The sequence below is a fragment of the Candidatus Nitrosoglobus terrae genome (assembly GCF_002356115.1).
GTDB lineage: Bacteria > Pseudomonadota > Gammaproteobacteria > Nitrosococcales > Nitrosococcaceae > Nitrosoglobus > Nitrosoglobus terrae.
Genome location: NZ_AP014836.1, coordinates 1,423,824 through 1,438,967 on the forward strand (window position 1 = coordinate 1,423,824; position 15,144 = coordinate 1,438,967).

Annotated in this window: 16 protein-coding genes; 8 read left to right on the forward strand and 8 right to left on the reverse strand. The window is 42.3% G+C overall.

Annotated features, from left to right (window positions below; all coding sequences use genetic code 11):
- Positions 1-100 precede the first annotated feature (100 nt).
- The 5 genes from TAO_RS06700 (at position 101) to TAO_RS06720 (ending at position 6,396) form a co-directional block, all read left to right on the forward strand.
- On the forward strand, positions 101-667 hold the full coding sequence (locus TAO_RS06700) for an NADPH-dependent FMN reductase (protein WP_096527185.1): 567 nt from the start codon (positions 101-103) through the stop codon (positions 665-667).
- Positions 668-910: 243 nt separating this feature from the next.
- Positions 911-1,372, forward strand: coding sequence for a hypothetical protein (locus TAO_RS06705; RefSeq protein ID WP_096527186.1), 462 nt, complete (start codon positions 911-913; stop codon positions 1,370-1,372).
- A gap of 269 nt (positions 1,373-1,641) precedes the next feature.
- Entirely contained in the window at positions 1,642-2,796 is a 1,155-nt protein-coding gene (aepY, locus tag TAO_RS06710; RefSeq protein WP_096527187.1) for a phosphonopyruvate decarboxylase, read from the forward strand.
- A 78-nt stretch (positions 2,797-2,874) separates the two neighbouring features.
- Positions 2,875-5,526, forward strand: a complete 2,652-nt coding sequence (pepN, locus tag TAO_RS06715) for an aminopeptidase N (protein ID WP_096527188.1) — start codon at positions 2,875-2,877, stop codon at positions 5,524-5,526.
- A 21-nt stretch (positions 5,527-5,547) separates the two neighbouring features.
- Entirely contained in the window at positions 5,548-6,396 is an 849-nt protein-coding gene (locus tag TAO_RS06720; protein WP_096527189.1) for a M48 family metallopeptidase, read from the forward strand.
- Between the two features lie 91 nt (positions 6,397-6,487).
- Here TAO_RS06720 and TAO_RS06725 read toward each other — a convergent pair whose 3' ends face one another.
- Together TAO_RS06725 and TAO_RS09660 are read right to left on the reverse strand one after the other, a co-directional pair.
- The gene (locus tag TAO_RS06725; RefSeq protein ID WP_456297764.1) at positions 6,488-6,739 is read right to left on the reverse strand and encodes a hypothetical protein; all 252 of its coding nucleotides are present in this window, start codon (positions 6,737-6,739) and stop codon (positions 6,488-6,490) included.
- Positions 6,740-7,034: 295 nt separating this feature from the next.
- The gene (locus TAO_RS09660) at positions 7,035-7,259 is read right to left on the reverse strand and encodes a PEP-CTERM sorting domain-containing protein (RefSeq protein ID WP_172419078.1); all 225 of its coding nucleotides are present in this window, start codon (positions 7,257-7,259) and stop codon (positions 7,035-7,037) included.
- A 225-nt stretch (positions 7,260-7,484) separates the two neighbouring features.
- On the opposite strand from TAO_RS09660, the gene TAO_RS09665 reads away from it, so the two are divergent.
- Together TAO_RS09665 and TAO_RS09670 are read left to right on the forward strand one after the other, a co-directional pair.
- Positions 7,485-7,643 carry a hypothetical protein gene (locus tag TAO_RS09665; protein WP_172419079.1) on the forward strand — a complete coding sequence of 53 codons (159 nt, stop codon included), beginning with the start codon at positions 7,485-7,487 and terminating at the stop codon, positions 7,641-7,643.
- A 9-nt stretch (positions 7,644-7,652) separates the two neighbouring features.
- Complete coding sequence (locus TAO_RS09670; RefSeq protein WP_172419080.1) at positions 7,653-7,850, forward strand: hypothetical protein; 198 nt, start codon at positions 7,653-7,655, stop codon at positions 7,848-7,850.
- Between the two features lie 520 nt (positions 7,851-8,370).
- On the opposite strand, the gene TAO_RS06735 is transcribed toward TAO_RS09670, so the two are convergent.
- Together TAO_RS06735 and TAO_RS06740 are read right to left on the reverse strand one after the other, a co-directional pair.
- Positions 8,371-10,110 (reverse strand): NADPH-dependent assimilatory sulfite reductase hemoprotein subunit, encoded by a 1,740-nt coding sequence (locus TAO_RS06735; protein WP_096527191.1) that lies wholly within the window; start codon positions 10,108-10,110, stop codon positions 8,371-8,373.
- A gap of 13 nt (positions 10,111-10,123) precedes the next feature.
- Positions 10,124-11,947 (reverse strand): assimilatory sulfite reductase (NADPH) flavoprotein subunit, encoded by a 1,824-nt coding sequence (locus TAO_RS06740; RefSeq protein ID WP_096527192.1) that lies wholly within the window; start codon positions 11,945-11,947, stop codon positions 10,124-10,126.
- A 292-nt stretch (positions 11,948-12,239) separates the two neighbouring features.
- Between TAO_RS06740 and TAO_RS06745 the strand changes: the two genes are divergently transcribed.
- Positions 12,240-12,512, forward strand: a complete 273-nt coding sequence (locus TAO_RS06745) for a DUF2024 family protein (RefSeq protein ID WP_096527193.1) — start codon at positions 12,240-12,242, stop codon at positions 12,510-12,512.
- Between the two features lie 132 nt (positions 12,513-12,644).
- On the opposite strand, the gene TAO_RS06750 is transcribed toward TAO_RS06745, so the two are convergent.
- The 4 genes from TAO_RS06750 to TAO_RS06760 form a co-directional block, all read right to left on the reverse strand.
- Entirely contained in the window at positions 12,645-13,118 is a 474-nt protein-coding gene (locus tag TAO_RS06750; RefSeq protein ID WP_145955151.1) for a BsaWI family type II restriction enzyme, read from the reverse strand.
- Between the two features lie 40 nt (positions 13,119-13,158).
- Positions 13,159-13,326 (reverse strand): hypothetical protein, encoded by a 168-nt coding sequence (locus tag TAO_RS09675; RefSeq protein ID WP_172419081.1) that lies wholly within the window; start codon positions 13,324-13,326, stop codon positions 13,159-13,161.
- A gap of 48 nt (positions 13,327-13,374) precedes the next feature.
- Positions 13,375-14,433 (reverse strand): DNA (cytosine-5-)-methyltransferase, encoded by a 1,059-nt coding sequence (dcm, locus tag TAO_RS06755; protein ID WP_096527194.1) that lies wholly within the window; start codon positions 14,431-14,433, stop codon positions 13,375-13,377.
- 238 nt (positions 14,434-14,671) lie between these two features.
- Positions 14,672-14,932 carry a hypothetical protein gene (locus tag TAO_RS06760; protein ID WP_096527195.1) on the reverse strand — a complete coding sequence of 87 codons (261 nt, stop codon included), beginning with the start codon at positions 14,930-14,932 and terminating at the stop codon, positions 14,672-14,674.
- Positions 14,933-15,144: the final 212 nt, after the last annotated feature.

Genomic DNA, 15,144 nt, shown 5'->3' on the forward strand with positions numbered 1-15,144 from the left:
GTTGCTGCTACACTACTCTGCTGATAGTTAATCCCTACTCTCTTTAACCCTCGGGGTCTTTAAAACTAACTCCGAACGTTCCTCACAAGGAATAAAATCAATGACACTCAAACTTCATATCATTATTTGCAGCACCCGCCCTAGACGCATAGGTCCTTCAGTAGCCCATTGGTTTCATGAATTTACGCAAAAACATGGGAAGCTCAACGCTGAACTCATTGACCTAGCCGACTTTAAACTGCCTTTGTACGATGAACCCGTGCATCCCCGCATGCAACAGTATGAACACGAACATACTAAACATTGGAGTAAAAGCGTAGCTGCCGCTGATGCCTATGTATTCGTCACCCCTGAATACAACTATAATCCTCCCCCTACCTTAGTCAATGCTCTAGATTTTGTGTATAAAGAATGGAACTACAAACCCTGCGGATTCGTCAGCTACGGAGGTACTTCAGGGGGATTGCGTGCCGTCCAGATAGCAAGGCTACACGTCACCACCCTGAAGATGGTGCCTCTGATGGAAGGCGTGGCCATACACATGGTCGCTCAAAAAATCGGAGATGATGGGGCATTTATATCTAACGAATCCATTGAATCTTCAGCAACGACAATGCTAGATGAGCTACTACACTGGGCTAGAGCCCTAAAAACTATGAGAGCTTAAAAATATACTTATTGAAATTAAATAAGGATGTTTAATTCCATAGATTATGTGACACCGCTCACATTCTTTATATCTTTATATCTTTATATCTTGATTCTTGTGATAAGGCGCTTAATCATGTTCTTTGTAGAGAAAATTGCTATTTTTATAATTTTTGAACAGTTTTTTGACTAACACTATATCACTATATTGAATTATGCTTACTAGCATATAAAAGGATAGAAGACATACAAGGAGAGTTAGATGACTACAATGCATGACAATGAGTTCGATTTTAATGCATCAACAAATGTTACTTCTGTTTCATTCAAATTCAGCGGTGAGTATATTATTACAGATGGTCAGCCATGGGGGGGAGTCTCAGCAAACAGCGGTAAGATTACAGTAAAAGCTGGTAGAAAAGGGTCAGAAAAATGCGCTAAGTGGTTTAAAGATTATGTTGCTAGTGAATATCAGAACATGATTCATACTGTTGGCGGTGATAATCTTCCAGATGAGCTAAATTTCGCAATAAAAGGAGTTCTTACTATTGACGGAGCAGATTATGAAATATGCTTAGGGCAAGGGCATCGCTCAAGCACTGGGCAAAACAATTGGCATATTGCATCAAAAAGCATTATAGCTGACCAAGACGCTAAAAATGGGACACTTGGAATTAGAATGCTACAGAATGGAACGCATGCTTTTGATCTATCTAAGGGCTAATATTATCAATAGAAACAGGCTACTATAGAGTCCAGTTTTTTAATTAAGCTATAAATTAATTCTCTTTTCTCGGAGGTGACAGCTCTCGCACTTGCATCCCTTGGCTGTCACCTACACATCATCAAACCACTCCACTAAAATATCTGTTTTATTTGGCTCTCAATATAGGTAGCTCGTGAGCTGAAGGAGATTGAGAGGCGACTATCCCATGATAATATTCTAAAATAGATTATTTTATTCACGATCCTCAATCATCATTTTGACTCACCATGATAGAAGCCCACGAGTTTATCGATAGCGCCCGTAAATTTGGCTATAGCTACTATGCGGGAGTGCCCTGTCCTTTTTTAGATCCTTTTATTAATTATGTCACCGAATGTCACAACCTCACCTATATTTCTTCGGCCAATGAAGGAGATGCTGTTGCCTTAGCAGCAGGGACTTACTTAGGTGGGCAACCCGCTATGGCCATCATGCAAAACTCTGGTCTTGGCAACGCCATTAACCCGCTGACCTCCTTAACCCATACCTTCCGTATCCCCGTACTGCTTATCATTACCTTAAGGGGAGATCCGGAGCTTAAGGATGAACCGCAACATGAGCTGATGGGACGCATTACTGGATCACTATTAGAGTCTATGAAAATTCCGTGGGAGTATTTTCCCACAGCATCGGATCAAATTCTCCCAACGCTAACCCGAGCGAGCCAGCATATACAAAAGAGCAATCGACCTTATGGGTTGATTATGCGTAAAGATTCCCTAGCGCCTTATGAAAAAAAGGGCAGTAAAACTCAGGGGCGCACCTTACATTTAAAGCATCAAACTTCATCCTATTACCTTCAAACTGGCGCTCTTTATTCCCGCACTGAGGCTTTGGCTTATCTTCTCCCCCAGACAACCCCACAGAACAACACGGTGCTCATTGCCACTACGGGCTACACGGGTCGGGAGCTATTTGCCCTTGAAGATCGACCGAATCAGCTGTATATGGTGGGATCTATGGGGTGCGCTTCATCCCTTGGGCTTGGGTTATCGCTAGTTCGTCCTGATTTAAAAGTGATAGTGATAGACGGAGATGGGGCTGCATTGATGCGAATGGGGAACTTTGCCACTATTGGTATGTATGGTGGCTCCAATCTGATTCATATCTTACTGGATAATGAGGTCCATGATTCCACCGGGGCACAAGCTACCATTTCCAGTAATTTCTCTTTCGCTCAAGTCGCCAGTGCTTGTGGTTACCCTCTAGTTTTAGAAGGTAATCAGTTAACATTAATAGATGAGCTGCTTGCCCCCTCAGCTGGAAAAGGCCCTCGGTTTGCCCAACTCAAAATACGCTCGGGTACCCTTGAGGATCTTCCCCGCCCTAGGCTTAGTCCTCCAGAGACTAAACAGCGGTTAATGGCCTACTTACAACTATAAAATTGTTACCTATTATTATCTCGCTAGGCTTAAAATTGAGCCCTCCGATTATTGATAAGTAAACTTGGGAGTATATCCGTGCTAGAGACAAAAAATCTCAACTCACCGAAAATCGTCTATCTAAAAGACTATAAAATCCCTGATTATCAGATAACTACTATCGATCTGCATTTTCACCTTAAAGCAGAACATACAACTATTCGCTCTCAGCTTGCTATCTCTCGCTATCTAGGCGCTAAACCCTCCCCGTTAGTGCTTGATAGCGAGGAGTTAGAACTGCTGTCTATTAAATTAAATGGCCAAATCTTAACTGAAAAGGATTATCAACAAGACACAAAATCCCTCACCCTTCACTCAGTACCTGATCAGTTTACGCTAGTGATTGAAACTCGGATTTATCCCCAGCATAATACCGCTCTTTCCGGCTTATACATTTCAAGTAATAACTTTTGCACTCAATGTGAGGCGGAAGGATTTCGCCGCATTACTTATTTCCTTGATCGCCCGGATATTATGGCTCGCTATACCACTACGATTGTCGCTAATAAGGCAAGCTACCCCGTATTACTCTCTAATGGCAATTTAATTGCCCATGGTGATCACGCCCATGGCGATCACTTTGCCAAGTGGGAAGATCCTTTCCCCAAGCCTTCCTACCTTTTTGCTTTAGTGGCGGGTACTTTATCAAAAATTGAAGATGAGTTTATAACTTCATCAGGCCGTAAGGTTACGCTATCTATCTATGTACAACCCCACAATATTGATAAATGCGAACACGCCATGGCTTCCCTTAAACGGGCAATGGCTTGGGATGAGCAAGTGTATGGTCGGGAATATGATCTGGACAACTATATGATCGTAGCGGTAGATGACTTTAATATGGGTGCCATGGAAAACAAAGGGCTTAATATCTTTAATTCTAAATATATATTAGCAAAACCAGAAACAGCTACTGATACGGATTACCAGTACATTGAAGGAGTCATCGGTCATGAGTATTTTCATAACTGGTCAGGTAATCGAGTCACTTGCCGTGATTGGTTTCAACTTAGCTTAAAAGAAGGCTTTACTGTGTTTCGCGACCAACAATTTAGTGCTAGCCGAGGATCGCCCACTGTTAAACGCATCCAAGATGTCAACCATCTACGCACCTACCAATTCAAAGAAGACTCTGGCCCCATGGCCCATCCTATACGCCCTGAATCCTATGCAGAAATCAATAATTTCTATACCACCACCGTATATGAGAAAGGGGCTGAAGTCGTTCGTATGCTGTATCAATTATTGGGGCCTAAAGGTTTTCGTAAAGGTACAGATCTCTACTTTAACCGCCACGATGGTCAAGCAGTTACTACTGATGAGTTTGTGAGATCTCTTGAAGACGCTAATAACGCCGATTTTTCTCAATTTCGGCTTTGGTATCGCCAAGCGGGGACACCTGAATTACACGCTAGCGGCGTTTATGATCCTAAAAAAAATACTTATACCCTTACCGTAAAACAAACTTGCCAGGCTACCCCAAGTCAGTCCCATAAAGATCCTTTTCACATCCCGTTAGCCCTAGGCTTACTCGATTCCAAAGGCAATGATCTACCCTTACGTCTTGCCGGAGAATCAACACCCATTGCGGGCACTCGGGTTATGGAATTACGCCAAGCGGAGGAAGTCTTTATCTTTAAGGATATCCCCCACAAACCAATCCCCTCTTTGCTACGGAATTTTTCTGCACCCGTTAAACTCCACCTTAACCTGAGCGATGAAGAACGCTGCTTTCTGCTAGCCCATGACAGCAATAACTTTAATCGCTGGGAAGCCGGCCATCAGCTCGCGGTCAAGATATTGCTTAATCTCATCCGGGATTATCAACAAGGAAAACCCTTTCAGCTTAACTTAACCTTCATCGCGGCTATTGGCAAGATTCTCACTGGCAATGAGCCTGATAAAGCCTTTGTAACCCACGCTTTAACTTTGCCTTCAGAACATTACCTTTCCGAGTTCATGGCGATCATCGATCCAGAGGCTATTTATCAAGCCCATCGTTTCCTTCGTCAAAACCTTGCAGAAAATCTAAAAGATTCTTTTAGCGCTATGTATGAAAGCCTGAGACAAACTGATCCCTATCGCTTTACTCCTAAAGATATAGGGCGGCGGGCACTACGTAATACCTGCTTAGGCTATCTAATGGAACTTAATGATCCTGATATTTATCACCAATGTTTTCAACAGTTTATCCAAGCTGATAATATGACGGATACTATCGCGGCGCTCTCTACTCTCGTCCATACAGAAAGCCCAGAGCGAGACAATGCGCTTCATATTTTTTATGAAAAATGGCATCAGGACCCCCTCGTTATGGATAAATGGCTCAGTATTCAAGCCATTTCCAGACGGCCGGATACCCTCAAGATAGTCAAACAACTCACGCAGCGCTCGGTCTTTAAACTCACTAACCCAAATAAGGTTCGGGCACTTATTGGTGCTTTTTGCCAGCATAATCCCGTTAACTTTCATGCCACTAATGGCGAAGGTTACAGTTTTCTTGGGGATTATATCCTTAAACTTGATCCCCTAAATCCTCAAATCGCAGCTCGACTCGTTAGTGTGTTTAATCTTTGGCGACGTTACGATAACAAGCGACAAATACTCATGAAGGAACAGCTGGAGCGCATTGCTAACGTGTCAAAAATTTCAAAAGATGTGCAAGAAATTGTAATAAAAAGCCTAAATTAACGATGAAATCCCATTTCCACTATGAGATCAAAGATAAATATGGCGCGTAAGACCATTAAAATTATTCTTGCAAACTTGACCGGCTTATTCTTGGTGATAGGGTGTACAGTTTCGCCCACTGGCCGCCATCAACTTGCTCTATTTCCGACTAAACAAATGGCTGAGATGGGAAATACTTCTTATGCAAAGATTAAACAAGAAACCCCAATCTCGGAAGATCAAGGCGTTAATCAATACGTGCAATGCATCGTTAATGCTTTAACAGCGGTAATACCCGCACCCCCCAGCGGGGATCAGTGGCAGGTGACCGTCTTTCAACAGGATCAAACCGTTAACGCTTTTGCGCTACCTGGGGGAAATATTGGGGTTTATACGGGTATTCTCAAAGTAGCTAAGAATGCGGATCAGCTGGCTGCCGTCATTGGCCATGAGCTGGGCCACGTGATTGCCCAGCATGGTAACGCGCGCCTATCAACTCAGTATGCAACACAAACAGGGCTAGAGCTTATCCAAGTTCTTACAAGAGGCGCTGGGGGTGCTGCTGAAAATCAGCTCATGGCTTTATTAGGAGTAGGTGCTCAAGTGGGTATTACTCTCCCTTTCAGTCGTGCCGATGAAAGTGAGGCTGATCTACTGGGTTTACGCTATATGGCTGAAGCCGGCTTTGATCCATCCCAGAGCATTGTACTCTGGCAAAATATGACTCAAGTAGAACACTCGGCTCCTTCTGAATTTCTATCAACCCATCCATCAAATCAAAACCGCATCAAGAACCTAGAGCGGCACTTACCTGAGGCAATGGAGCTCTACCAACAAGCGCTTACTAAAGGTAAACGGCTAAAATGCAATCCACCGAAAGGAGGAGGATGAAACATGATAAATAGCTAAGTAAGCTGGAATGAACCTAGCTACCCGGCGTTTATCAGCGAGTAAGGTATCCTAAAAAGCAGGCATTTGCCTTTCAGCCGTATTGATTACTTACTTTATTAGGCCGCAAGGTCATCCGTAGCAAGTAGGGCTTGGTTTCCTTGTAGCCCTTGGGGAATTTCTTTTTAAGAACTTCCGGATCTTTAATTAATGGAGAGAACACGCAATCATCACCATCTTCCCTATTTACAGGCATCACCACACTATAATCATCTGTTAATTGCAACGAATCTATTACTCGTAGGATTTCATCAAAATTGCGCCCTATGCTAGGGGATAACCGCACGTACCTTTATCAACACTCAGAGCTACCACTTTGACTTTACGCTTTTTAAGTTTTTCTGCCAGTTTAGTTACCCAACTCTGTGGTGCGCAATACTCAGATCAGAGCAGTTGCCAAAGTAAAATCACGCTGAAACTTAAGCCTAACTGAGCTGAGCCGCAACCCGTGGTACCTAGGATGCGGCCCAACCTGTTATTGCGAACTGCCTGCTTCTTTACCGGAAGCAGACAAATTAGACTAGATGGGAGAATTCATTCGTGCTGACAGTGATCAACGAGCAGCGAAGGCGCTAAAGACTCTAGGCTAGCCCCTCGGTGCGTGATAGCCCCTCTGGTGAGCCAACAACAAGCGTATAGCTCAGTAGCGCCGCAAGTCCAATTACCAGCAGCGCAATGCTCGTGGGCTCGGGTACTGAGTTTACCGCCACGATCTCGCCCGCAGCGATTGGTAGCAGCGGATCGTACACCATAGGGCCACTACCCGTTATTCCATCGACCTTCGCTATACTTGAGGGTACTGTCATGCCGTGCAGCGCGATCTCACGGAAGTTCAACGGCATAAGATCCGCCTTGGTGAAACTATCCGCGAAGGTCTTGGGATCATTGAGGTCATAAGTTTGCATAAAGTTAATGGTACCGGTGGATGATGCAGTGGGGAAGTTCGCCAATGCCCCACCCGGTGGCGAGGTCAGCGGGATCATAATGGGACCATAAGCTATCGCCCCCTCGGCCATCTCAATGTAACCATCGTGATTCGTATCATCCTGAGCCAACGTGGGGGTAGTCGACTTTATAATCTTGCCGTTTACGTCGAAGAACCCATGGATGTGCTGTGGATGGATCTCATTGGGCTCCAAGCCAGTCGCATTGATTTTCACCGTGAGCTCATTACCATCCAAGGTAAGTAATGCAGAGCCTTGAACACCGGAGCTGTTGAGTGGCGTAAAGTCCGCCTTGAACAGCATCGGCACAGCAAAGGCGATGGCCGGGAGCAAGCCAGCAGCAACTGCAAGCGCAGCAGCCCAAAGAGATCTCATAGGCATCCCAGTTCTCTTTTCCGTTCCCCATTTATGGGGATAAGTTTTTCTCCTGCACATCCAGTCATCAAAGTGTAAGTCCATTGTCCATCGTAGATTCTTGGGTGAAATTGGTATGATATCGCTAATGGATAGTATCATGATGTTTTCCTCCGTTAGATTATTTCCTATTAGTTATCTCTAGATACTAGCCTTAAAAATATAGCCTAAAATTATTGCTATGCTACTGATCTTGTCTTGTTTAACAAATTTACGGAATTCCTCATCCATAGGAGCATTAGGTAGCTTGATGTTTTGGATGGAAAAAAGGCTCTGCCAAGAGCGCTAGGCAAAAGCGGAAGGTTGCTATCGTCCATGAGCGTATAGCTAATCGCCACTACGGCTTTATGCGATCAGGGAACGATAAAGCAAGCTATCATCAGTTGTAGGGTATTTCTCTTAACATTAGAGTATAAGTATCGCTGTAACAGTAGGAGCCTGATTCATAATGGCCGATCCAACCAAGCGCATAAGTTTGTAATGGTTATGGCTATGAATCTGAATCAATACCCTTGGCAATTCGTAAATGGAAGGGCTTCATCTGTTATCAAATAGCAGATTAAGCGATTTGCACTGTTTTTTCCGGCCGAATACTATGGAATTCTCGTCCAGCCTTAACCTCATCAACATAACCCGCCCGAATTACAAAATCTCCAAAATGCTCACCTTTTTGCCGATCTTGGGCATAGTGAGCCAAGATAGGCGTTAGTACAGTAATAATGTCATCTTCTGTGAGGGACTCTCGATATAACTTATTCAGACGTTCACCCGCAAAACCGGCTCCTAAATAAAGATTATAATGGCCTAATGATTTACCCACCAAAGCAATTTCGCTTATATAGGGACGGGCACAACCATTTGGGCAACCAGTAACACGAACCGTGATCGAATCATTAGCAAGCCCTACCTTCGCCATGACTGCCTCTAGTCGCGTGAGAAACTCTGGTAACATGCGCTCACTTTCAGCCATAGCCAAACCACAGGTAGGTAATGCTACGCAGGAGACTGCATCTCGCCATACGGCACTAAACTGATCAGGCGTAGGAACACAGTGTTGCTCTAGTAGGGCCTCAATGCGAGGTTTATCTGCTTTAAAAATATTAGCAATAGTTAAGTTCTGGTTGGTCGTGAGCCGAAAATCCCCTCGATGGATTTTAGCGATCTCTCGCAGGCCGGTCATTAAAGGCTGATCAGGTATATCTCTAATACGGCCACTTAATAAGCAAAGTGTCAGATGCCAGTATCCTCTGGTATCCTGAACCCAACCAAAAGAATCGCTATTACGCTCAAAATAAAACGGATGAGCAGGCAATAAAGCCCAGCCTAATCGCTGCGCCAACTCCGCTTTAAACCAATCAATACTACGGCTATCAATTGTATATTTCAGCCTTGCCTGCTTACGATCCGAACGATTACCAAAATCACGCTGAATCTTAACTACATTTTCAGCAATTTCTAATAACTGATCAGGGGTACAAAAGCCGATGATATCTCCTAAGCGTGGGTAGGTGATCGGCTCGCTATGAGTCATCCCCATTCCACCTCCAACACAAACATTAAATCCTTCAAGGCGCTCATTTTTAGCAATGGCAATCAGCCCAAGATCTTGAGAAAAAACATCAATATCATTGCTGGGAGGAAGGGCAATACCTATTTTAAACTTACGAGGCAGGTAAGTTTCACCATACAGGGGTTCCTCCTTCTCAGGGAAAGTGCCTACTACCTGTTCTTTATCCATCCAGATCTCATGATAGGCATGAGTTTTGGGCAAAAAATGATCACTTAACCGTTTTGCCCACTCATACACTTCTCCATGAAGAGGTGAAAGATAAGGATTATTGTGGCAAACCACATTACGGTTAACATCACCACAGGCAGCGATAGTACTGAGTAGCGCTTGATTAATCCCGGCAATAGTAGATTTCAAATGGCGCTTAACAACGCTATGGAACTGAAAAGTCTGCCGAGTAGTAATACGCAAAGAGTTATTAGCATATTTAAGCGCTAACTCATCGAGTTGTAACCATTGCGTTGGCGTACAAACGCCCCCAGGCATCCGAACACGCACCATAAATGAATAAGCTGGCTCCAATTTTTGCCGCATCCGTTCTGTGCGCAGATCTCTATCATCCTGCTGGTAAGTACCATGGAATTTAAGCAGCTTAGCGTCATCTCCGGTGACAGATCCGGTCACTGGATCAGCTAAACTTTCTTTAATCGTTCCTCGCAGATACCGACTTCCTTCCTTGAGTTTTTCTTCTGCGCTAAGTTTGCTTTTTTGCTGCAAGTTATGAGTCATCGCCCTTACCTCGTCAATATACATCCCGTTGATAGCGCCTGCCTTGCTGTAAATCTCTCATATACTCAATGGCTTTATCGCGAGAAACCCCTCCTTCCTTTTCAACAATAGTCAATAACGTTTCGTGCACATCTGGCGCCATACGTTCAGCATCTCCACATACATAAAAATAGGCACCCTCCTCTAACCATGCATAAAGTTCTCGGCTATTTTCAAGCATTCGATGCTGAACATAGGTTTTTTTCGCTCCATCTCGCGAAAAAGCCACATCAATTCTGGTTAGCAAACCGTTTTTGCGATAATCAAGCCATTCCTGCTGGTAGAGAAAATCAGTATGAAAACATCTATCTCCAAAAAATAGCCAATTTTTACCATAAGCTTCAGTGACTTCCCGCTCTTCTAAAAAAGCGCGAAAAGGCGCTACTCCCGTTCCCGGGCCTACCATAATGATAGGGGTATTAGGATCTTTTGGCAGGCGAAAATTTTTATTACTATCCACATAAATAGGTACTGCTTCATCTTCAGGCACCCGTTCTGCTAAAAAGGTAGTGGCAACCCCTTTGCGAAGGCGCTCATGGCTTTGATAGCGAACTACAGCTACCGTCAAGTGAACTTCATCAGCGCTGGCTTTATAGCTAGAAGCAATAGAGTAAAGTCTTGGGGGGAGCTTCCGCAGCAACCCCACTAACTGCCCAGCGGTAATTCCAAGCAAAGGATACCCATAGATAACATCAATAATCTCTCGGCCATAGAGAAAATCCCGAAGCTGAGCCCGATTCTCTTCTTCTAATAACTTACTAAGTTCTTTAGACTCAGTAAGCGCCGCATATTTCTCTAAGAATGGTCGGGTAATTGTCGTGATTTCATAATCATGGAATAAAGCATTCTCTAAAGTCTGAGTTTCTCCTTTAGCATCTGAAATAACTGATTTAGAATCAAGTTTTACCGCGTCTATAAATTCTGCAACTAATTCCGGGCAATTACTCGGGACAATTCCCAAGGAATCCCCAGGTTCAAAAGAAAGCGATGAACCTTCTATTGATAACTCAATATGCCGAACATCCTTACTAGAGCCTCGCCCGGTAATTTTAAGATTTTCTAGTAAACTGGCTGGAAAAGGGTTTTTTCTAGAATAATGAGCGCTCTCGGCCTGATCTAATACCCTCGCACCAGAGATCACCGTAGCGGAGCTGCTAAATTCTTTAGCAAGGGCTTCCACGATTCCGGTAACCCAAGCCTCAGCAACATCATCATAATCCACATCACAATCCACACGCTCAAAAAACCGCCGACCACCTAAAGTATCTAGGCAGATATCAAAATCCCGGCCCGTCTTGCAAAAATGCTCATAACTACTATCTCCAAGGGCTAAAACGGAAAATTGCAAGCCTTCTAGTTTAGGCGCTTTTTTACTATGAAGAAACTCATAAAATACCTCAGCATTATCTGGTGGATCTCCTTCTCCATGGGTACTGACAATAATAAAAAGATAATTTTCCCGTTTTAGCTGCCGACTCTTATAGCTTCCCATGCTTTGTAAGCTAGGCGCAAAACCGGCTTTTGAAAGCTGCTGGTGTAATTTCTCTCCTAATTTTTCAGCATTTCCAGTTTGAGAGCCAAATAAGATAGTAATTGCTTGCGTAGCATCAACACTTGTAGTTGCTATTGCTAATTGTGCTGCTGATGCTGTAGAGCTGGCTGCTGCATTAAAACCAGCAAGATAACCACTTACCCATGTAAGTTGTTCCGTAGAAAGCGCTGAGATCAGCCGGTTTAGAATTTCTGCCTGTTCTGCAGTAAGAGGACTATTTTGAACACTAAATAAATCGTTTCCCATGACAATGTTAAAGCCAGCCTCTTAGCAGTCCCTGTTCCTAACTCAATTTAATGATGATAATTAAGAATTATAAAAAAGTACCACTAAAAAATAACAGATGCTTTTTATAATGTAAAAGAATAAAAAATTATTTATTATGATATTTTTTTATATAACTATATCAGACAATCTCTAAAGATTTCTACCGAAGAAAATAACTATTCACTTACACCAGCATTGCTAAATAGTAGATAATTTAAACAGAACTGCCTACCCGTCTTAAGATTATTTTCTATCCAAAAAGGAGGTTTTTATGCAAATTGATGTATACGATACTTATGTAACCACCACAGATAATAAGCGGCTTCATTTTGATGTCTTCCTTCCTACAGGAAAACCAGAAGAGATAGCACAGCAGCACGCCAAAAAATGGCTTGAAAGTATCGGTATTCAAGCGAAAGATATACGACAGGAGTCCTGTCGTTATTGTCATAGTGAGACCGCTAAGCCTCATGTACAGGAGCATATTAAACAGCATGGGCACTATATTTATCAGATGGAAGGCTGCCCATCACCGGCTCGATAGTTTCAAACTCCTTAAAGTCTAACTAACTGAATCAGGCCCTAGCTTATGAAGCTATCCTCGCTAGGGCCTAACAGACCTTTCCTTCAAAGAAAAAAAGAAAAATTGAATTTAAAGATCTCGTACTGAATCTAGCTAGCTAAGTTTATTATTCGCAAAATCTATAAGACTAGACAAATTATCTATAAAATCTGCTTTGATGGGCTTCCCAATAAATGATTTATCGAAAAATTTGAACATACCTCTATGCTGCGGGTTGTTTATTTCGTTATAAAAATTAATGGTTGCGAAACATACTATGGGGATCTTATTGAGAGGATAGTTAATATTGTACTTAGTTTTTATTGGATTATCAGAAGTGGCAATCTCAAGTAACAGTTTCCATTTATACGTTTGACCTGCCCGTTCTCTCAAAGAAGTTTTCAACGAAATTATCATCAGGTCTTTAATTGCATCATCCTTACCCACCCCATATAGCACCAAATCCATATCTGGCTTTTGGGTTTCTCCATCAACATGGATCGCAACTAACTTTTTAAACTTGCTCAGCTTAGTGGTAATAAATACGTTTTCTTTTATTAGCCCTGCTTCTTTGGCTTTAATGAACAAATACACAATCGAATTTGAGAAAACGGCACCTACTACTGTTTTACTCGCTTAAGAAACATCTCGAATAACCCCAAGTATCCCTTCTAGCGCAGATAATATCCATTACCGCTTCTCTAGCGTCCAATATAGAAGCGTGCAAGAAGGACATCGCTTCTTTAGGGCCTTTTTCAATCATCAGCTGATCTAACCTTACAAGTACGGGAGGCATATAGTATTTATGCCTTTATTTCTTCTAAAGTTTTTAATTCATCAGTATTTAGCATATAACAGCGCCCTCGCCAAATAGAGTGAGCTGTTTACTTGCCACAAACCCTTTATCTTCCACTATCTTTGCCCCGCCTAATTTATATTCTTTTATGGTTTTTATTATTTGTTCAGCAGTATGGGCTATTGCCGGAACAATGACGCTATTGCCAAATTGCCTATAAGCTTGCGTATCTGACACCGGTATCACGAAATCATCAGGATACCCAAAGAGCTTTCTGGCTTCATTGGGAGTCAGTCTACGCGGATTTTTATTGACCCCTTGATAAATCAATATCTCTGATCCGTCCTTGTAGTAACGGGCGCTCATGGTTCTGGTCCACATATCATTTTTCGGATCAATTAAACCATAACCAAAACCGTTACCCTTCTTAGCGCTATTTTCCTTATGCTGCTGCAAATATGACCAAAGTTTATCTGATAGCGTATATTTATTATCAACGTGCTTCTCAATCACATCTTGTAGCTCAAGCTTGCGCTTAGCGGGGTATTCAGGAAAATCAAATTTAATATTAGGAAATACCTTTCTATCAAAGCAGACCATAAAAACACGCTGTCGTTTTTGGGGTACATAATAACTACCGTCTACCACCTTAAAAAATACTACGTAATCATTCTCCAATAACGTATTGTAGATAACTTTCCATGTATTGCCCTTATCGTGAGATTTTAAGTGCTTAACATTTTCAAGAAACATTATTTTGGACCGCTTCATCTGAGCAATCCGAATAATCTCAAAAAACATATTGCCCTGTATCTTATCTTCAAAGCCGTGCTTTTTTCCTAATGAATTTTTTTTAGAGACACCCGCTATTGAAAAAGGCTGGCAAGGGAATCCGGCACAAAGTACATCGTAATCTGGTAGCTGAGCAGCCGTAATTTGCTGAATATCTCCGAGAGGAGTCAGAGAATAATTTACTTCATAGGTTTCCCTTGATTTATCATTCCAGTCGCAAGCCATCGCACACTTTCCCCCTTGATTTGCAAGCGCTTGATGAAAACCGCCTATACCAGAAAATAAATCAATAAACTTAAAATTATGTATATCCATACACTGATAGGGCTAGATAGAGATATTTATCATCCCTTTTTGTAACAAGGGGCGTAATAGCTCTTGGTTTAATCACCCATTAGCCGTGTTTGAAATATAATTAAGAATAACCGCTTAACAAAAAAGCGGTTATTATGAGCAGAATAATTACAGTAAAAACTTCTAAGCGTTTATGTAGTAATCATATTTTATAAAGATAAAGTAAAACACTGGGCTAAAACCCCTCAGGGTAAAGAGGCTAAGAGAAAGCCCTTTTCCATTTCTTTATCTTTTTTTTCTTTCTACAGCGTTTCTGTTTTAGAGAAGTAGTAGAAGAAGGCAACTGGCGTATCACGCCTACTGCCCACATTCCCCACGAAAAAACTTTCGCGGCTATTACAGCAAATGCAACTTGCTCTAATTTCCAAGTAAAAATAAGTAATGTCGTCACAGCTGAAAATACCCATGCCAGTGCACCGAGAGGGCCGCCAATCATTATTTTTATCTTATTTTTACTCATATAATTAGTTTCCACTTCTAATTCACTAAAAATCCATACTGACCATGTAAAATCCTATTATTCCCATACTAATCTAAATCATTAGGTTATTTGTTATCTTGGCTAAGTCAATCAGTCTAAGCCGATATGAGCTAGATAGCCAGTGGATATAATGGAATATTATTGTAAAATAAGCGCTGGCTAAATTATCAATATTTTTTAACCCTTTAGAA